13 protein-coding genes are annotated in these 19,023 nt (G+C 67.4%); 6 read left to right on the top strand and 7 right to left on the bottom strand.

Annotated features, from left to right (window positions below; translation table 11 throughout):
• Window positions 1–74: 74 nt before the first annotated feature.
• From ACW17X_RS07865 to ACW17X_RS07845, 5 genes are all read right to left on the bottom strand, one after another.
• Window positions 75–1,370, bottom strand: coding sequence for a glycosyltransferase (locus tag ACW17X_RS07865; protein ID WP_492100382.1), 1,296 nt, complete (start codon window positions 1,368–1,370; stop codon window positions 75–77).
• The gene (carB, locus tag ACW17X_RS07860) at window positions 1,370–4,669 is read right to left on the bottom strand and encodes a carbamoyl-phosphate synthase large subunit (protein WP_492100381.1); all 3,300 of its coding nucleotides are present in this window, start codon (window positions 4,667–4,669) and stop codon (window positions 1,370–1,372) included. Before carB ends, ACW17X_RS07865 begins: the two co-directional genes overlap by 1 nt.
• A 25-nt stretch (window positions 4,670–4,694) precedes the next feature.
• Window positions 4,695–5,069 carry a ribonuclease E inhibitor RraB gene (locus tag ACW17X_RS07855; protein WP_271164329.1) on the bottom strand — a complete coding sequence of 125 codons (375 nt, stop codon included), beginning with the start codon at window positions 5,067–5,069 and terminating at the stop codon, window positions 4,695–4,697.
• A 181-nt stretch (window positions 5,070–5,250) separates the two neighbouring features.
• Complete coding sequence (locus ACW17X_RS07850) at window positions 5,251–8,460, bottom strand: TonB-dependent receptor domain-containing protein (protein WP_492100380.1); 3,210 nt, start codon at window positions 8,458–8,460, stop codon at window positions 5,251–5,253.
• Between the two features lie 156 nt (window positions 8,461–8,616).
• Window positions 8,617–9,315: an HAD family hydrolase gene (locus ACW17X_RS07845; protein ID WP_492100379.1), complete on the bottom strand. Its 699-nt coding sequence runs from the start codon at window positions 9,313–9,315 to the stop codon at window positions 8,617–8,619.
• A gap of 125 nt (window positions 9,316–9,440) precedes the next feature.
• On the opposite strand from ACW17X_RS07845, the gene ACW17X_RS07840 reads away from it, so the two are divergent.
• A complete protein-coding gene (locus ACW17X_RS07840; protein WP_492100378.1) occupies window positions 9,441–10,727 on the top strand; it encodes a S41 family peptidase in 1,287 nt (428 codons plus the stop codon).
• A gap of 1 nt (window position 10,728) precedes the next feature.
• On the opposite strand, the gene ACW17X_RS07835 is transcribed toward ACW17X_RS07840, so the two are convergent.
• Window positions 10,729–10,962: a YbdD/YjiX family protein gene (locus ACW17X_RS07835; protein WP_373878068.1), complete on the bottom strand. Its 234-nt coding sequence runs from the start codon at window positions 10,960–10,962 to the stop codon at window positions 10,729–10,731.
• Window positions 10,955–13,042 (bottom strand): carbon starvation CstA family protein, encoded by a 2,088-nt coding sequence (locus tag ACW17X_RS07830; protein WP_492100377.1) that lies wholly within the window; start codon window positions 13,040–13,042, stop codon window positions 10,955–10,957. Before ACW17X_RS07830 ends, ACW17X_RS07835 begins: the two co-directional genes overlap by 8 nt.
• Window positions 13,043–13,232: 190 nt before the next feature.
• On the opposite strand from ACW17X_RS07830, the gene murC reads away from it, so the two are divergent.
• The 5 genes from murC (at window position 13,233) to ftsA (ending at window position 18,981) form a co-directional block, all read left to right on the top strand.
• Window positions 13,233–14,645, top strand: coding sequence for a UDP-N-acetylmuramate--L-alanine ligase (gene murC, locus ACW17X_RS07825; protein WP_492100376.1), 1,413 nt, complete (start codon window positions 13,233–13,235; stop codon window positions 14,643–14,645).
• A gap of 174 nt (window positions 14,646–14,819) precedes the next feature.
• A complete protein-coding gene (gene murB, locus ACW17X_RS07820; RefSeq protein ID WP_492100375.1) occupies window positions 14,820–15,731 on the top strand; it encodes a UDP-N-acetylmuramate dehydrogenase in 912 nt (303 codons plus the stop codon).
• A gap of 87 nt (window positions 15,732–15,818) precedes the next feature.
• Entirely contained in the window at window positions 15,819–16,757 is a 939-nt protein-coding gene (locus tag ACW17X_RS07815) for a D-alanine--D-alanine ligase (protein ID WP_492100374.1), read from the top strand.
• Complete coding sequence (locus ACW17X_RS07810; RefSeq protein WP_492100373.1) at window positions 16,745–17,629, top strand: cell division protein FtsQ/DivIB; 885 nt, start codon at window positions 16,745–16,747, stop codon at window positions 17,627–17,629. Before ACW17X_RS07815 ends, ACW17X_RS07810 begins: the two co-directional genes overlap by 13 nt.
• Window positions 17,630–17,688: 59 nt before the next feature.
• Window positions 17,689–18,981 (top strand): cell division protein FtsA, encoded by a 1,293-nt coding sequence (gene ftsA, locus ACW17X_RS07805; protein WP_492100453.1) that lies wholly within the window; start codon window positions 17,689–17,691, stop codon window positions 18,979–18,981.
• Window positions 18,982–19,023 lie beyond the last annotated feature (42 nt).

Here is a 19,023-nt window from a genome sequence, read left to right as displayed (position 1 = left end):
ATCGAAAGCCCCCCTCGTCGATATCGACAGGAAGGGGATCATGGGGCGCCGGGGGGCGTCCAGTTAAGCTTTGCTCATGATCCGCCGAGAAGGCGGCCGATGCGCGCCGCCGCATTGGCGGCGCCGTCCTGGGCGCGGACCTGAGGGGCGACCGCCTCGGCGCGGGCCGAAACCAGCGGATCCTCCGCCAGCGCGCGAAGGGCCGCAGCGACCGTCTCAGATCTGTAGCGAGGTCGCGCCAGCGACCGACCGCAGCCCAGCCGAACCACGCGGGCGGCGTTGTCATACTGGTCGCCGAGGTGAGGCACGACCAGTTGCGGGCGACCGCTGCTCAGGGCCTGATGGACGGTGCCGATCCCGCCCTGATGCACGATCGCCGCCGCGCGGGGGAACAGAAGGGAGAAGGGGGCGTAGGCCGCAACATGGGTGCAGGGGTCGTCTTCGGCCAAGGTTCGGTCGCCGTCGGGACCAACCAGCAGGACGGCGCGAAGGCCTAGTCGGCGGGCGGCCTTCAGGCTCTCGACATAGAAGTCGCCGGGGATGTTCACCGCCGCGCTGCCGAGGGTGAAGACCAGCGGCGGCGGCCCGGCCTTCAGGAAGGCCTCGAGTTCGGGAGCGAGGGCGGAGGGCGCGCCGGTCTCGCTGTCATAGGCGGCGTAGCCGACGACGTCGAAGTTGGGAGCGGCGTCGGCTTGGCGGGGGCTCAGCAGGGGCGAGTAAAGCCCCAGATACAGGTCCGCCGAACGGCCAGCATCAAAGACGATGTTGTCCTTAGTCTGGGGCAGACCCAGCGAGGCGCGGATGGCGTTCATCGGCGCGGTCCAGCGGGCCGTGCTCATCCGACCGAGCGTCCTGGTGAGATCATTCAGCCAGAGTTGAGGCCCGCTAGTCGCCGGTTTCAGCCAGGGCGCGGCGGGAAGGAAGGGCGGGTCGTAACGCGAGAAGACCATTGTCGGCTGGAGCGACACGGCCACGGAGGGAATGCGCCAGTGCTCGGCCGCAAAATGCGCCCCGATGGCGAGGGTGGAGCCCACGACGGCGGCCGCGCCCTCGGTGACCGCGATCAGCTGTCGGGCGGCCTGTTCGGCCCGAGGTAAAAGGATGTCCCCGAACAGGAAGCGATCAGATTTGGCGATGGCGGCGGTCAGGGCCGGCAGATCCATGCCGGTCTCGCGCGTTAGGTCGGCGATGCTGGGGCCGACCTGATGAAAGGTCAGACCAGCCGCCTCGATCTTGTCGCGATAATCGACAGCCGTGGCGATCCCGACGTCATGGCCGAGCGACTGCAGGGCGCGGCCCAGGGCGATGAAGGGGTGCAGATCCCCGAGGGAGCCGCCGGTCGCCAGAACGATGCGACCGGCGGCCTCCATCAGGCGTAGTCCTGGATCGGCCGGACATCCAGATCGCCGGCCTTGATGGCGCCGATGGCCTGGGCGGCGGCGAGGGCGCCGGCGGTGGTGGTGTAGTAGGGGATCTTCATCATCAGGGCGGTGCGGCGCAGGCTGAAGCTGTCCTGCAGCGACTGTTTGCCCGAGGTGGTGTTGAAGACCAGGTGGACCTCGCCGTTCTTCATGGCGTCGACGATGTGCGGGCGGCCTTCCAGCACCTTCTTGACCAGGCCGACCTCGATCCCCTGGGTGGCCAGATAGTCCCGGGTGCCGCTGGTGGCGATGATGGAGAAGCCTTCGGACAGCAGGGTCTGAACCGCCTCGACGATGAAGGGCTTGTCGTCCTCCTTGACCGAGACGAAGGCGCAGCCCGAGGTCGGCAGGGTGGTGCCGCCGCCGATCTGGGACTTGGCGAAGGCGCGGGCGAAGGCGGGGGCCATGTCGGCCTCGCCCTCACGCTTCCAGTCCAGGCCCATGACCTCGCCGGTCGAGCGCATTTCCGGGCCCAGGATGGTGTCGACCCCGGCGAAGCGGGCGAAGGGGAAGACGGCTTCCTTGACCGCGATATGGTCGTAGGGCTTGTCGATCAGGCCGAAGGATTTCAGCGGCACGCCGGCCATGACCTTGGCGGCGATCGAGGCGATCGGCTGGCCGATGGTCTTGGCCACGAAGGGCGCCGTGCGGGACGCGCGCGGGTTGACCTCCAGCACGAAGATGCGCGGGTTTTCGCTGTGCGGCTCTTCAATCGCGAACTGCACGTTCATCAGGCCGCGCACCTTCAGGGCCTTGGCCATTTCGGTGGTCTGGCGCTTCAGCTCGGCCACCGTCTCGGCCGACAGAGACCAGGGCGGCATGGAGCAGGCGCTGTCGCCCGAGTGGACGCCGGCTTCCTCGATATGTTCCAGCACGCCGGCGACGAAGACCGTCTCGTCGTCGCACAGGGCGTCCACGTCCACCTCGGTCGCGCGGTTCAGATAGTGGTCGATCAGGACGGGGTCCGAGCCCGAGACGCGCATGGCCTCGTGGACATAGCGGTCCAGTTGTTCGCGGTCGTGGACGATCATCATGCCGCGGCCGCCCAGGACGTAGGAGGGGCGCAGCACGACGGGATAGCCGACCTCTTCCGCCTTCTGGGCGGCCTCTTCGGCGCTGCGGGCCAGGCCGTTGGGCGGCTGTTTCAGGCCGATGGCCTCCAGCATCTGCTGGAAGCGCTCGCGGTCCTCGGCCAGGTCGATGGAGTCGACGCTGGTGCCCAGGACGGGGATATTGTCCTCTTGCAGGGCGTGGGCCAGCTTCAGCGGGGTCTGGCCGCCGAACTGGACGACGCAGCCGATGAGGTCGCCGTTCGAACGCTCGACCTCGATCAGCTCCAGCACGTCCTCGGCCGTCAGGGGCTCGAAATACAGGCGGTCGGAGGTGTCGTAGTCGGTCGAGACGGTCTCGGGGTTGCAGTTGACCATGATCGACTCGACGCCGATGTCGTCGAAGGCGAAGGCCGCGTGGCAGCAGCAGTAGTCGAACTCGATCCCCTGGCCGATCCGGTTCGGACCGCCGCCCAGGATGATGGCCTTCTTCTTGTCCGACGGCTGGGACTCGCACTCGGGGATCTGGCCCAGGGCGCCGGTCTCATAGGTCGAATACATATAGGCCGTGGCGCTGGCGAACTCGGCCGCGCAGGTGTCGATCCGCTTGAACACCGGGCGGACGTTCAGGCCGCGACGGGCGGCGCGGACCGCCTTTTCGGTCGCGCCGGTCAGTTGGGCCAGGCGGGCGTCGGCGAAGCCCTTGGCCTTCAGGCGGCGGAACTCGGTCGGGTCGGTCGGCAGGCCCTTGACCCGGACGTGGCCTTCCTCGCGCACGATGTCGGCGATCTGGCGCAGGAACCAGGGCTCGTAGGAACAGGCGGCGTTGACCTCTTCCACCGTCAGGCCGTGGCGGAAGGCCTGGGCGATGACGCGGATGCGGTCGGGCGTGGGGATGCCCAGGGCGCGGACCACGGCGGCGCGGGCGGCGCCGGCGTCCTCGACGTCGGCGACGCCTTCGATCTCGATCTCGTCGAAGCCGGACAGGCCGGTCTCAAGCCCGCGAAGGGCCTTCTGCATCGATTCCTGGAAGGTGCGGCCGATGGCCATGACCTCGCCCACCGACTTCATCGAGGTGCCCAGCAGGGGCTCCGAACCGGGGTATTTCTCGAAGGCGAAGCGGGGGATCTTGGTGACGACATAGTCGATGCTCGGCTCGAACGAGGCCGGCGTGACCTGGGTGATGTCGTTGGTCAGTTCGTCCAGGGTGTAGCCGACGGCCAGACGCGCGGCGACCTTGGCGATGGGGAAGCCGGTGGCCTTGGACGCCAGGGCGGACGAGCGCGACACGCGCGGGTTCATCTCGATCACCACCATCCGGCCGTCGGCCGGATTGATGGCCCACTGGACGTTCGATCCGCCGGTCTCGACCCCGATCTCGCGCAGGACGTTGATCGAGCCGGTCCGCATCCGCTGATATTCCTTGTCGGTCAGCGTAAGCGCAGGGGCGACGGTGATGGAGTCGCCGGTGTGGACGCCCATCGGGTCGATATTCTCGATCGAGCAGATGATGATGCAGTTGTCCGCCGTGTCGCGGACGACCTCCATCTCGTATTCCTTCCAGCCCAGCACCGATTCTTCGATCAGCACCTCGGTGGTCGGCGACAGGTCGAGGCCGCGCAGCACGATCTCCTCGAACTCTTCGCGGTTGAAGGCGATACCGCCGCCGGTGCCGGCCAGGGTGAAGGACGGGCGGACGACGGCGGGCAGGCCGACGAACTCCAGCCCCTCCAGCGCCTCTTCCATCGAGTGGGCGGCCTTGGAGCGGGGGCTTTCAAGGCCCAGCTTGTCCATGGCGTCGCGGAATTTCTGGCGATCCTCGGCCTTGTCGATCACGTCGGCTTTCGCGCCGATCATTTCGACGCCGTACTTCTTCAGCGCGCCCGAGGCGTCCAGGGCCAGGGCGGTGTTCAGCGCGGTCTGGCCGCCCATGGTGGGCAGAAGCGCATCGGGGCGTTCCTTGGCGATGATCTTCTCGACCATCTCGGGCGTGATCGGCTCGATATAGGTGGCGTCGGCCACCTCGGGGTCGGTCATGATGGTGGCGGGGTTCGAGTTGACCAGGATGACCCGGTACCCCTCGGCCTTCAGCGCCTTGCACGCCTGGACGCCGGAATAGTCGAACTCGCACGCCTGGCCGATGACGATCGGGCCGGCGCCGATGATGAGGATGGACTTTATGTCTGTGCGCTTGGGCATCGCCAGCTCTTCTTCTTATTGAACGCTAATGGGTCACGACCGCGCATTCCCAGCCGTCGTACTCCAGCTGGAAGGCCGCGGCCCAGGTCTGCATCATGGACGAGACGGGAGCGAAACTCTCCGCATCGACGGCCATGGTGGTCTCGAGAATCGTCATGTCGCCGTCGCCGCGCGCGATGAAGCCGGCGCGCCGCGCCACCTCGCACAGGTCGCCGTGGGCGTCTTCGTCGCCGAGGAAGAAGAACAGCGTGTGCCGTGGGGTCACGCCGCTGTCGCCCTGTTCGGCCAGCGCCGCGCGCACCATGGCGTCGCGTTCGTCATGACTGATGTCCGAGGCGTCCAAGGGGCGACCTGATCCTTCGTAGTTTGCGCGCGCGTAGCCGCCGCAGGGCGTCGCCATGCGGAGCTCGCGTCGGGTTGTCGGTTAAGCGGCCCGTTTAGAGAGGGAGGGGCGGGGGGGCAAGCCGTTTTGACGCCCGAAGTGGTGAACGCTTTCCATCGCGCGGTCGGCGGACGGTTTGCGGGCAGAAAAATGCCCCGCGATACGAGATCGCGGGGCTGTTCCTTGGAAGGTCGGCGGCTTAGAAGCGCCCGGTGATCCGGACGAAGAAGTAGCGGCCGATGGCCGATACCGGAGTGGCCACGCTGCTGATGAACGGGCGTTCCTCGAAGATATTGTTGACGCCGGCGCTGATGGTGGTCGTCTCATCCATGTCCCAGCGGACCGAAGCGTCGCTGATCCAGACCTCGCCGCTGTAGGCGGGGGTGTAGAGGGCGACGTCCTCGATCTCCACGATCGACTGGTTCGACTGATAGGTTGTGTTCCAGTAGACGGTGAACGGGTCCAGCGACCAACGCGCGCTGGCGTTGACCGCCCATTCGGGGAAGCTGGTCTGGCCGAGGGCCGGGTTGATGAAGTCCGGGTCGCTGATCGACGGATAGTCCTGGTTGGTTTCCAGATAGGTGCCGTTCACCGTCAGATCGAGCGCGCCCCAGGTCGGCTGACCCAGCGAGGCCATCTCGAACCCGTAGTTGATCGAGAAATCATAGCCGGCAGCCTCGGTGCGCGCGAAGTTGAGCTGGGTCTGGAGCAGATAGTCCAGCGCGCCATAATAGATCGAACCCGGGTCCAGATCGCGACCGACCAGGGCGCAGTACTGATTGTCGATGCCGGTGTCGCTGTCGTAGCAGAAGTCGACGATGTCCTGCGCGCTGACGCTGGCCACGGCGTTGTCGATAGCGATGTTCCAGTAATCGACGGTCGCGGTCAGGTTCGGCAGGAAGCGGGGCTTCAGCACGACGCCCAGGGTCCAGGTCTCGGCGGTTTCTTCCTGCAGGTTCGGGTTGCCGCCGGTCTGTCCGTAGAACTGAGCTGTCGCCGGGTTGGCCCAGCCGCCAGCCTGATTCACCGGCACGCCAAACGCCAGGCAGTTGGCGAAGCGGTCGGGGTCCAGGTTGATGAAGTTGATGTCGCAGGGATCGTTGGGCTGGAAACCCTGCGAGGTCAGGGGCGCGTAGAGTTCGGCGATGTTCGGCGCGCGAATGGCTTCGGAGTAGCCGCCGCGGAAGCGGATATCGTCGACCGGCGCCCAGATTCCGTCCACCTTCCAGGTCGTGGCTTCGCCAATCGTAGAATAGTCGGCGTAACGGCCGGCGACGCTGAGGCTCAACAGCTTGGCGAACGGCAGATCGACCAGCAGCGGGATGCTGAGTTCAGCGAAGGCCTCGGCGACGTCGAAGCCGCCACGGGTGGCGTCGTCGGCGATGCCGCGGAAGGGCAGGCCGCCGTTCGGGTTGGTGTCGGCGTCCCACAGAGTGTTCAACGGGTCGGGCGTATAGTCGCTGTCTTCCTCACGATACTCTGCACCGACGGCGAAGCCGATCGGACCGGCGGGCAGGCTGAACAGAGGCGCGCTGTCGCCGACCAGCACGGCGCTGAAGACCTTCTGTTCGATAAGGGCCGTGTCCGTGACGCGCGGGAAAGCCCAGGCGGCCGCAGCGGCGTTGTCGTTGCCCTGACCGAACAGGTTCAACGGCAGACAGTCGCCGGCGGTCGGGTCGAAGGTGACATAGCCGGGATAATAGGTGCCCAGCGAACTGGGCAGGGCCAGCGATGTCGGGTCGAGATTTACGCGGCAGGTCGGCTGGTTGGTGGCGGGGTCGATGACCGCGTCGAGCGCCGCGAAGAATCGGTCTTCCTGGCGCGCGGACGAGGTGACGTCCTGCTCCGTGCGGCCATAGTTCAGCGAGACGTCATAGCTCCAGCCGTTCGAGAACTCGCCTTCGAACCCGCCGACGATCCGGAAGGTCTCGCGCTCATAGACGACCTTGGGGTTGGCCAGGTCGGCGTGATCGCGAGACAGGGTGACGAGGCCGGCGGCTGCGGCCGGATCCGAGGCGATTTCGGCGTCGATGATCTCCTGGATCGCGGCCGGGATGAAGGGGTTGTCGAGCTGGATGCGGATGGAGTCGTCGTAGGTGCTGTAGGGCGCGTAGACGTAGTTGGTGCTCTTGACCGCCTTCACTTGCAGATAGGGTTTGAAGAGCGGTGAAACCTCGTAACTGAGGAAGAGGTTGGCGTTGAGCTGGTTGTTCTCCGGCAAGATCGAGTCGCCGTTGAAGGTGATCTCGGCGCCGTCGCCTCCGAAGGAGTTCTGCGAGCCGGCGATGAGGCCGTCCTGGAAGGGACGAATCTCGCCGGTGACGCGATCCTGAACCCAGCAGCCGACAAACCAGCCGGGGCCGCCGCGCCCGCCGAAACTCTGCAGACAGTCGTGGACGCCATTGCTGTCCAGGTCGGGGGTGTTGAGGAAGTCGTCATAGCCGCCCGCCGTTGCGCCGCCGGCGTAGCCGATGCCGTAGGGATCCCAGCCTATGACGCCATCGGTCGAGGAGATATGGAAATTGCCGTTGGGCATGAAGGCGTTGGATGTCGCATTGGTGGCGCGGTCGATCAGCGCCTGAGGCGTGCCGGGATATCGGGGGGCGCCGCTGGTCAGAAGGATCGAGCGACCGATCGCGGCGTATTCGGACACGCCGGGGGGCAGGGGGTCGCCGGCCTGGAAATAGCGCGCGGGGTTGGCCTGATCGGTCTGCTGGCCATTGTTGCGCAGATAGCTGCGATCACCGGCATAGACCGGTTCGTTGATCGTGCCCTGGACCGAGAAGGCGAAATGCCCCTTGTCGCTTTCCCCGAAGCGTCGGCCGTGGGTGATGGCCAGAGAGGTTTCCTGGCCGTCGCCGAAGCGGGACATGCCGTATTGAGCCTCGACCTCGGTGCCGACGAAATCGTCGTTGATGATGAAGTTGACCACGCCGGTCACGGCGTCTGAGCCATAGACGGCCGAGGCGCCGCCGGTGAGGACCTCAACCCGTTCGACGAGGGCGGACGGGATGGTCGAGACATCGACGGCGGCCGAACCGGGCACGCCCGCGACGTGACGCTTGCCGTCCACAAGGACGAGGGTGCGATTGCTGCCGAGGCCGCGCATGTTGAGGGTGACAGAGGTGCCGTCCGCCTGAGCGCGGCTCTCTGACGCGAGCAGGGCGGGCGCACGGTCCAGAACATCGGCGACATTCGTGGCGCCGACGGCGTCAAAGGCTTCGGCCGTGATCAGTTGCAACGGTTGCTGGGCGTTCTCCGTGGCGACTGCGATGCGCGAGCCGGTGACGACAATCTCGTCGAGCTGCTGCGCTGGATCCGCCTCCTGAGCTGCGGCTGGCACGGCGAAGACGGCCATAAGGGCGGACGAGGCGAGCAGGGCGCCGCGTGTGAAAATGGAACTGCGCAAGTTTGTATCCCCCAAACTGTGAACCAAGGAGGATTTTGCACTTGCGAGATAAGGTCAACACATAGTCGTCATAATTCTGTCGGCATTCCGCCAAATTGCGGCGAAATTTCGCAGTTTGGTCGCTTCATCTCGCGATGTGTTGCGAAAATGTATTGGTCAGTTAGCGACCGCAGCAATCCAATCCGGCAATTCGCCGATGCGAGACAGCGAGACATAACGCGGCTCGTTCACCGGGGCATCGGCCAGTTCGTGGGCCCAGGTGACGTGGTAGGGGATGTGGACGCCGAAGGCGCCGGCGGCGATGGCGGGCAGGACGTCGGACTTCATGGAATTGCCGGCCATGACGGCTTCGGTCGGCCCCGTGCCGTGGCGGGTGAAAACGCGGTCGTAGGTGGCGCGGTCCTTTTCCGAGACGATCTCGACCGCCGAGAACCGGTCGCCGAGGCCCGAGGCGGCCAGCTTGCGCTCCTGGTCCAGAAGGTCGCCCTTGGTGATCAGGACCAGACGGTAGTTTTCGGCCAGTTCGGCGACCACCTCGTCCACGCCGGGCAGGGTCTCGACCGGGTGGGCCAGCATTTCGCGACCGGCGGCCAGGATCTCGCGCACCACCTCGGGCGGGGCGCCGCCGTCGCACAGCTCCATGGCCGTCTCGATCATCGACAGGGTGAAGCCCTTCACGCCGTAGCCGTAGAGGCGCAGGTTGCGCTGCTCGGTCTCGGCCAGGCGCGCCTCGATGGTGGCGGCGTCGCCGTGATCGTCCAGCAGATCGACAAACCGGGCGTGGGTCAGACGAAAGATCGTCTCATTGTGCCAGAGGGTGTCGTCGGCATCGAGGCCGACCGTGGTGATGGGCATGGGGGTCGTCCGGGGCGCGGTCCGCAAATCAGGTGCGGGGCTCTTGGCCCGAGCCTGTGGCGAAGACAAGACGCGCGACTCTTCGTGATTTGCGCGGCGAGCGGGGTTCGGCCAAGGATCGTCCCATGTCCGGTCGTCGCTTCCTGAGTGTTTCCAGCGCCTTGTCGTTAAGCTTGCTGCTTGCGGCCGGATCGGCGTCGAGCGCGCCCCAAGCGACGACCGGGACCCGCTTCTCCGACATCGTGCAGATGGCGCCGTCGCGAGACCGCGCCCGCATGAACCAGCGGGTGTTCGACAGGGTCTGGAGTGAGGTGCGGCGCGGCTATTACGACCCCGGCCTGCACGGGGTGGACTGGGGGGCGGCGCGGGATCGGTTCCGGCCCCTGGCGGCGTCGGCCGGCGATGATCGCGCCCTGTACCGGGTGCTGAACGAGATGCTGGACCTGCTGGACGACGGTCACGCCGGGGCCAGCCCCCCGGCCGCCGTGCGCCGTCAGGACACGCAGTATGAGCGGCGCGCGGTCATGGGCATGACCCTGATGCGGGGCGAGGATCCGGACATCTGGACGGTGGAGCGGGTGCGTGAGGGCTCGCCGGCGGAGGAGGCTGGGGTGCAGCTGGGCTGGACCCTGAACAGCGTCGATGGGCGTCCCTGGGGGCCGGATGTCGAGGTACAGGACGGGCGGGCTGTGCGTCTGGTCCTGACCGACGAGACGGGCGCGCGGCGCGACACGACCCTGGTCCCGCGCCTGATGGACGGGCCGCAGCCGTTTACGGCGGACAAGACCCGGCCGGGGGTGCTGGTGCTGACGGTGGAGCAGTTCGACGCCGGTCTGGGACGCTGGCTGGGCGGGGAACTGGACGGGTTGTCGCCGGACGTGGATGTGATCCTGGACCTGAGGGCCAATCCGGGCGGGCGTCTGTCGGAGGCGGAGTCTGTGCTGACCTGTTTCCTGCCGCGCGACCGGGTCTGGGCGACCCAGACCGGACGGACGGGACGGTCGGTGACCCTGACCGCATCGGGCGACTGCGGCGACCGGCGAGAGCCCGTGCCCAACGAGGTGGCGGTGCTGGTGGACCGTGGCAGCCGCAGCGCTGCCGAACTGACCCCGGCCGCCTTGCAGGAGGCGCGGCGGGGGATCGTCGTGGGGGAGAAGACCATAGGGTCGGTTCTGATCGCCCAGGAAACGGAACTGCCGGACGGCGGGCGGCTGACCTTGAGCCGGGCCAATTTCGTTACGGCGGGCGGGGTGCGGCTGGAGAAGCACGGGGTCACGCCGGACATTGAGGCCCCCCGCACCGTGGCCCAGCGCCGCGCGGGGGAGGATCCGACCCTGGAGGCGGCGATCGCCGCGCTGCAGGCCGAGAGAACCAGCCAAGCCCAGGTCGCCGGCACGACCTCAGGCCTTTAGATCAGCAGCATTTGAAAGCCCCGGAGCCGCCGAAGCGGCGCTGTTCGTGCAGGCGGAAGAAGGCGACCTTGTCCAGCGGCGGCTGGTCGGGATGGGTCGTCGCCGCGTGGCGGACATAGGCGTCATAATCGGGCTGGCCGATCATGGCGCCGGCCGTCCGCTTGACGCCGCGACCCCACCGCAGGGCGGTGTCGCGGCACAGGCAGAGCAGGTCCTCGTTCGAGGGACTAGGCACGGGCCACATCCGCCGCGTCGTCGGCCGCCGTCAGCTCGTGGCTCTCGGGATATTCCCGCACGGTCGGCCGGTTGTTGCGATAGGCCTTGAGGCAGGCCAGGACGCCATAGACCACCATGGTCACAACTACGAACAGGAAGCCCGCCGTCAGGACCGAGTTGACGTAGTCGTTGACGATGATGCGGTGCATGTCGCCGACGCTCTTGGCCGGGGCGATCAGTTCCCCGGCGCCCAGGGCCTCCTGATACTTCCGGGCGTGGGCCAGGAAGCCGATGCGGACCTCGGGGTGGAACAGCTTCTGCAGGCCGGCCGTCAGGGTGCAGATCAGCAGCCAGGTCGCCGGGACGGCCATGACCCAGGCAAACTTCTCGCGCTTCATCTTGAACAGGACGACCGTGCCCAGGATCAGGGCTATGGCGGCCAGCATCTGGTTGGCGATGCCGAACAGGGGCCACAGGCTGTTGATGCCGCCCAGGGGATCGACCACGCCGGTGTAGAGGAAATAGCCCCACAGGCTGACGGTCAAAGCGGTGGCCACGACATTGGCGCCCCAGGACTTGGTCTCGCGCATCTTGGGCACGGCCACGCCCAGCAGGTCCTGAATCATGAAGCGGCAGACGCGGGTGCCGGCGTCCACCGTGGTCAGGATGAACAGGGCCTCGAACAGGATGGCGAAATGATACCAGAAGGCCATCATGGCCTTGCCGCCGATCACGCCCGACAGGATGTGGGCCATGCCCACGGCCAGGGTCGGGGCGCCGCCCGCGCGCGACAGGATCGAGTGCTCGCCCACGTCGCGGGCCAGTTGCTCCAGCTCGCCGGGGGTGATGTGGAAGCCCCACTGGGCCACGGCGGCGGCGGCCGAGACCGCGTCATTGCCGATGATGGCGACCGGGCTGTTCATGGCGAAATAGACGGCCGGGTCCAGGACCGTGGCCGCGATAAGGGCCATGACGGCGACGAAGCTTTCGCACAGCATGGCGCCATAGCCGATCAGCGGGATCTGGCTCTCGTTCTCGAGCAGCTTGGGCGTGGTGCCCGACGAGATCAGGGCGTGGAAGCCCGACACGGCGCCACAGGCGATGGTGATGAACAGGAAGGGGAACAGGGCGCCGGCGAAGACCGGGCCAGTGCCGTCGATGAAGGGGGTGACGGCGGGCATCTGCAGGTGCGGACGCACGATCAGTATGCCGATGGCCAGGGCGACGATGGCCCCGATCTTCAGGAAGGTCGACAGATAGTCGCGCGGCGCCAGCAGCAGCCAGACCGGAATTACTGAGGCGATGAAGCCATAGACCATCATCAGGATGGCCAGGGTCGGGGCGGTCAGGGTGAAGGCCGGGCCCCAGAACGGGTCGGCCGCGACATGGCCGCCGCCGATGATGGCCAGGATCAGCAGGACCACGCCGATGACCGAGACCTCGCCCACGCGGCCTGGCCGCAGGAAGCGGGTGTACAGGCCCATGAAGATGGCGATGGGGATGGTGGCGGCGACGGTGAAGGTGCCCCAGGGGCTCTCGGCCAGGGCCTTGACCACGACCAGGGCCAGAACGGCCAGGATGATGACCATGATCATCAGCACGCCGACCTGGGCGATGATGCCGGGGATATTGCCCATCTCGGTGCGGATCATGTCGCCCAGCGACTTGCCGTCGCGACGGGTGGACATGAACAGGACCATCATGTCCTGAACCGCGCCGGCCAGCACGGCGCCGACCAAGATCCACAGCACGCCGGGCAGATAGCCCATCTGGGCGGCCAGCACCGGCCCGACCAGCGGTCCCGCGCCGGCGATGGCGGCGAAGTGGTGGCCGAACAGGACGTTCCGGGGCGTCGGCACATAGTCGAGGCCGTCGTCGCGCCGCACGGCCGGGGTCGGGCGCGAGGGCTGCAGCTGCATGACCTTGTTGGCCAGGAAGCGGCTGTAGAAGCGATAGGCGATGGCGTAGGTGCAGACGGCGGCGACCACCATCCAGACCGCGCTGATGCTCTCGCCCTGGTGCAGGGCGATAACGCCGAGGGACACCGCCCCCAAGATGGCGATAGCGCCAAAGATTAAGGGGGTGCTGAGCTTGCCCACGACTAACTCCTACTCGACCGAACGGCTGACGGTTTCACGGTCTGTTTGCACGATAGGCCTGCCGAAGGCCAATCGACTAAAGTCGTAAGACGTATCCGTCGTTCCGGACGCGAGCCGCCCGGTGCAGGCTTCGAAACTTGGATACACGCGCCCCCGTGCATTCCGCTTAATCCCTTGCTAAGCGCATCGGATGATCGCTCGCCTTCGCCCCGTCCCGTTTGACCTCGGTCCCGTCCATTTCGTCGGCATCGGCGGCATAGGCATGAGCGGCATCGCCGAGATCATGCTGAAGATCGGCTATTCGGTTCAGGGCTCGGACGCCAAGGCCAGCGCCAATACCGAACGGCTGGAGAAACTGGGCGCCCGGATTTTCATCGGTCACGATTCCGCTCACGTCAGCGAAGGCGTGTCGGCCGTGGTCTATTCGACGGCGGTCAAGGCCGACAATCCCGAGATGAAGGCCGCGCGCGAGCGTCGCATCCCCCTGGTGCGCCGGGCCGAGATGCTGGCCGAGCTGATGCGTCTGCAATTCTCCATCGCGGTCGGCGGCACCCACGGCAAGACGACGACGACCTCGATGGTCGCGGCCCTGCTGGACGCGGCCGGTCTGGATCCTACGGTGGTAAACGGCGGCATCATCAACGCCTATGGCACCAACGCCAAGGTCGGCGACGGCGACTGGATCGTGGTCGAGGCGGACGAGAGCGACGGCAGCTTCCTGCGGCTGAAATCCACCGTCGCCATCGTGACCAATATCGACCCGGAACACCTGGACCACTACGGCGACTTCGACGCGGTGCGGAAGGCGTTTGTCGATTTCGTCGAGAACATCCCCTTCTATGGTTTCGCCGCCGTCTGTCTGGACCATCCCGAGGTGCAGAAGCTGGTCGCCTCGATCGATAACCGGCGGCTGGTCACCTATGGGACCAATCCCCAGGCCATGGTGCGGGCCGACAATGTCGAGATGGGGCCAGACGGTTGCCGGTTCGACGTCGTGATCCAGAACGGCGAGATCCACCGGATCGAGAACCTGCATCTGCCGATGGCCGGTTGGCACAATGTCTCCAACGCCCTGGCCGCGATCGCCGTGGCGCGCGAGTTGGACGTGTCGGACGAGGCGATCCGCGAGGGCCTGGCCGGGTTCGGCGGGGTCAAGCGGCGCTTCACCACCACGGGCGTGGTCGGGGGCGTGCGCATCGTCGACGACTATGGCCATCACCCGGTCGAGATCGTCGCCGTGCTGAAGGCCGCGCGGCAAGTGACCGAAGGCCGGGTCATCGCCGTGGTTCAGCCGCACCGATACACCCGGCTGCGCGATCTGATGGACGACTTCTCGACGGCGTTTTCCGACGCCGACAGCGTGATCGTCGCCGACGTCTATCCGGCCGGGGAGCAGCCGATCGAGGGGGTGGACAAGCACGCCCTGACCGACGGCATCCGCCGCTATGGCCACCGCCATGTCCAGGCGCTGGAGAACGCCGCCGTCTTGCCGCGCCTGATCAAGGAAGAGGCCAAGCCGGGCGATGTGGTCGTGCTGCTGGGCGCCGGCGACATCACCAGCTGGGCCTATGGCCTGCCGGCGCAGTTGGAGGCGCTGGGGTGATAGTCACCCTCTCCCGCCGGGAGAGGGCTTGAGCGCACGGCGGCGAAGCCGTCGTTCTGGCGCGAAAGGGTGAGGGGTAAGGTGGTGCGGGCTGGCCCACCGGCGGTCCCCTCATCCGGCCCTGCGGGCCACCTTCTCCCGCAAGGGGAGAAGGAAGCAAGAGATGAGGACCTGATGACTTGGCGTGACAACCTCCCCACCGTGCGCGGCAAGCTGCTGCGGGACGAGCCCCTGGCGCCCTTCACCTGGTTCCGGGTGGGCGGGACGGCTGAGGCCCTGTTCATTCCGGCGGACGCCGAGGACCTGGCTGACTTCCTGAAGGCGTTGGATACGTCTGTCCCCGTGACCGTGCTGGGCGTCGGGTCCAACGTCATCGTCCGCGACGGCGGGGTCGAGGGCGTGGTGATCCGTCTGGCGGGCCGGCCCTGGGCGCAGGTGACGACCGACGGCGACACGATCACGGCCGGCGCCGGCGCGCTGGACTCCATGGTGGCCAAGGCGAGTGCGAAGGCGGGGCTGGCGGGGCTGGAGTTTTACGCCGGCATCCCGGGCACCGTGGGCGGCGCCCTGACCATGAACGCGGGTTGCTACGGCGCGGAGACCAAGGATGTGCTGGTCTCGGCCTGGGGGCTGACGCGGGCGGGCGAGCGGGTCGACTACGCCTTAGCCGACTTCGGCTACACCTATCGCCATTCGCAGGCGCCGGCCGACATCATCTGGGTCGAGGCCGTCTATCGCGGGACGCCGGACGCGCCCGAGGCCGTGGCCGCCCGCATCACCGAAATCACCAGCCGCCGCGAGACCACCCAGCCCATCCGCGAAAAGACCGGCGGGTCGACCTTCAAGAACCCGCCCGGCCATTCGTCGTGGAAGCTGGTCGACGAGGCCGGCTGGCGCGGGAAACTGCACGCCGAAACCGGGGGAGGGGCCATGTTCAGCGACCTCCACTCCAACTTCATGATCAACCCCGGCGAGGCCACCGCCGCCGACATCGAAGGCCTGGGCGAGGCGGTGCGGGCGGACGTCCTGTTGAAGACCGGCGTTCAGCTGGATTGGGAAATTAAGCGGATCGGCCGGCGGCTCTGACCGCCAGAGTTTGACACACATTTTTCACGCCGCGCGGGCGATAAGGTTGACGGCCTGTTAAACAAGTCGGCCGCAATCGGAGAGCCCATGACCCGCGCTTTCAAAGACCTTCATGTCGCCGTCCTGATGGGCGGTCTTTCCGCCGAGCGGGAGGTGTCCCTGACCTCCGGCGAGCAGTGCGCCCAGGCGCTGGAACGGCAGGGCGTGCGCGTCAGCAGGGTGGACGCCGGGCGCGACCTGGCCAATGTGCTGTCCGGCCTGATCAAGCCGGATGTGGTGCTGAACTGTCTGCACGGCGCCTGGGGCGAGGACGGTTGCGTCCAGGGCGTGCTGGAAACCCTGCGGATCCCCTACACCCATTCGGGCGTCCTGGCCTCCGCCCTGGCCATGGACAAGCACAAGTCCAAGGCCGTGCTGAAGGCGGCGGGCGTCAAGGTGCCCGGCGGGGGTCTGTACGACCGTCATGAGGTGGCGGCGCGCCACGTGGTCGAGCCCCCCTATGTGGTCAAGCCGAACGCCGAAGGCTCGTCCGTCGGCGTCTATCTGGTGCGCGAGGGCGATGCGCCCGTCGTCGAGGTGGGCGATCCCGCCTGGACCTATGGCGAGCAGGTGATGGTGGAGCCCTATATCGCCGGCAAGGAACTGGCCGTCGCCGTGATCGGCGAAAAGTCGGGCCCGCGCGCCCTGACCGTGACCGACATCACCCCGACCAAGGGCTTCTATGATTACGAGGCCAAGTACGCGCCGGGCGGTTCCGTCCACGTCTTGCCCGCCGTCCTCCCGCCTGCCGTTTTCGAGGCGGCCCTGCGTCAGGCGGAGGCGGCCCACGTGGCTATGGGTTGTCAAGGCGTGTCCAGAAGCGACTTCCGTTATGATGATGTTAAGGACGATCTGGTTCTGTTGGAGGTCAACACTCAGCCGGGCATGACGCCGACCTCGCTCGCTCCCGAGCAGGCCGCCCATACCGGAATGAGCTACGAAGAACTGGTACGGTGGATGGTGGAGGACGCCTCATGCCCGCGGTAGTTCGCGGCGGTCGGCGACAGAGTTCGGGTTCCTCGCGTGGCGGCGCCTCCAAGAAGGGCGGGCGGCCGCGCGGCGGCGCGCCCAAGCCCGTGTCCGCCATCCCCGGCAAGATGGCCGCCATCGGCCGTATCGATGTTTCGCCCCGCACCGTCATGATCGCTCTGGGCGCCAGCGCCCTGCTGGTCGTCGGGGTTCTGGCGACCGGCGCGCGGGCCGAGCGGATCGGCCAGTCGGTCTCGCACGGGATCGACGGGATGACGGCGGGCATGGGCCTGTCGCTGAAGCGGGTTCATATCACCGGCGCCTCGGCCGAGGCCGAGCCGGCCATCCAGCAGGCGCTGGGTCTGTATTCCGGCCAACCGATCACCAGTCTGGACCTGGACGCCATCCGCGACCGGGTGCAGGCCGTCGGCTGGGTCAAGGAGGCGCGCGTGGTGCGCCTGTTGCCCGACACCCTGATCGTTGAAATCAAGGAACATGACCGCCTCGCCGTCTGGCAGGAGGGCGGTCAGATCAAGGTCATCGACGCGCGGGGCCAGGTCATCAAGGGCGCAGACGCCCGCCGTTATCCCACCCTGCCTCTGGTCGTGGGCAAGGGCGCGGATCTGGCCGCCGGCGAGGTTCTGCCCCTGCTGGCCCAACGTCCGCGTCTGATGAGCCGGATCGACGCCCTCGTGCGGGTGGACGAGCGCCGCTGGGACCTGCGCCTGAAGGACGGCAGCCTGATCCAGCTGCCCGCCGTGGAACAGGAGGCGGCCCTGATACGTCTCGACGCGCTGGATCAGCGCGAACGCCTGCTCGACCTGGGCTTCGCCCGGGTCGATCTCAGAACGCCGGACGAGGTCGCGGTGCGACCCGCCGCCGACGCTTAAAGGACCAGTACGACATGGCGGGAAAGCAGCGCGGATCGGCGAGCGACCAGGGCCGGGGCATGGACCCCCGCGCCGGCCGCGCCCCCGTGATCGCCGCCCTGGACATCGGCCAGTCCAAGGTGTCGTGCTTCATCATGAAGCCTGACGGCGTGCGCCACGCCGACCGCACCATCCGCGTCGCCGGGGCCAGTCACGTCCAGTCCAGGGGCGTGAAGGGCGGGGCCATCATCAATATGGATGAGGCGGCCCAGGCCATCGGCCACGCGGTCGAACGGGCCGAGCGCGCGGCCCAGAGCCCGGTCTCCGGCGTCGTCGTCACCACCGCCATCGGCCAGATGGCCAGCCACCGCGTCCAGGCCCGGGTCTCCCTGGGCGCCAATCCGGTCGGGGACGCCGATCTGGCGCGCGCCATCGGCATGGCCCTGGCCCAGATCCGTCTGCCCAACCGCCGCCCGATCCACGTCCTGCCCATCGCCTGGTCGGTCGACGGCGCGCGGGGCGTGCATGATCCGCGTTCGATGCGCGGCGGTTCGCTGGGGCTCGACCTGCTGGTCGTCTCCATGGCTGAGAACGTCTTCACCACCCTGAGCCACTGTCTCGAGCTGGCGCACCTGGACCTGCAGGGCGTGGCCGCCGCGCCCGTCGTCTCGTCTCTGGCTGCGCTGGAAGAGGACGAGATGGACCTGGGCGCCGTCTGCATCGACATGGGCGGCGGCTCGACCAGCGCCGCCGTCTGGGGCGGGCGCTCCCTGTTGCACATCGAAAGCCTGAACGTCGGCGGCGACCATGTCACCTCCGACATCGCGCGCGGCCTATCGACGTCCAAGGCCGGCGCCGAACGGCTGAAGACCCTGCACGGCTCGGCCATGGCCAGCGCCAACGAAGACCGCGAAATGCTGGAGGCCCCGCCGCGCGGCGAGGACGCCTCCGCCGGCCCGGTCATTGTCCCGCGGGCCATGCTGAAGACCGTCATCGCCCCGCGCGTCGAGGAGACGCTGGAGCTTCTGCGCGACCGGCTGAAGAACGCCGGCGTGGGTCTGGAGCCCGGCGCCGGACTCGTCCTGACCGGGGGCGCCAGCCAACTGAACGGGGTACGTGAACTGGCCGTCCGCGTCTTCGACCGTCCCGTTCGCCTCGGAAAGCCCCAACGGGCGCCACATTTGGCCGACGCCGCATCCGGTCCGGCCTTCTGCGCCACTGCGGGAGTGTTGCTGCGCGCCGCCTATGGGCCGCGCGAGGCCGTGTCCGCCCGGAAGCTGATGGCGCGTCAGATAACAGCGGCTGATGCGCCGCGCATTCATCGCGGCAATGTGGTGGGCCGTGTGGCTGGGTGGCTGAGGGACAACCTCTAGGGCCGCCCAACGCACAAGAAAAAAAGGCCCGCCAAACGGCGG

This window comes from Brevundimonas sp. FV1ye4L (genome assembly GCF_058681255.1).
This window is presented reverse-complemented; position numbering and strand designations above follow the sequence as displayed.

Excerpts from the sequence above, each read along its gene's own strand:
- ACW17X_RS07865 (WP_492100382.1), bottom strand. The coding sequence starts at position 1,370 with ATGGAGGCCGCCGGTCGCATCGTTCTGGCGACCGGCGGCTCCCTCGGG.
- murB (WP_492100375.1), top strand. The coding sequence starts at position 14,820 with ATGACTTGGCGTGACAACCTCCCCACCGTGCGCGGCAAGCTGCTGCGG.
- ACW17X_RS07845 (WP_492100379.1), bottom strand. The coding sequence starts at position 9,315 with ATGCCCATCACCACGGTCGGCCTCGATGCCGACGACACCCTCTGGCAC.
- ACW17X_RS07855 (WP_271164329.1), bottom strand. The coding sequence starts at position 5,069 with ATGGCGACGCCCTGCGGCGGCTACGCGCGCGCAAACTACGAAGGATCA.
- ACW17X_RS07810 (WP_492100373.1), top strand. The coding sequence starts at position 16,745 with ATGCCCGCGGTAGTTCGCGGCGGTCGGCGACAGAGTTCGGGTTCCTCG.
- carB (WP_492100381.1), bottom strand. The coding sequence starts at position 4,669 with ATGCCCAAGCGCACAGACATAAAGTCCATCCTCATCATCGGCGCCGGC.
- murC (WP_492100376.1), top strand. The coding sequence starts at position 13,233 with ATGATCGCTCGCCTTCGCCCCGTCCCGTTTGACCTCGGTCCCGTCCAT.
- ACW17X_RS07815 (WP_492100374.1), top strand. The coding sequence starts at position 15,819 with ATGACCCGCGCTTTCAAAGACCTTCATGTCGCCGTCCTGATGGGCGGT.
- ACW17X_RS07840 (WP_492100378.1), top strand. The coding sequence starts at position 9,441 with ATGTCCGGTCGTCGCTTCCTGAGTGTTTCCAGCGCCTTGTCGTTAAGC.
- ftsA (WP_492100453.1), top strand. The coding sequence starts at position 17,689 with ATGGACCCCCGCGCCGGCCGCGCCCCCGTGATCGCCGCCCTGGACATC.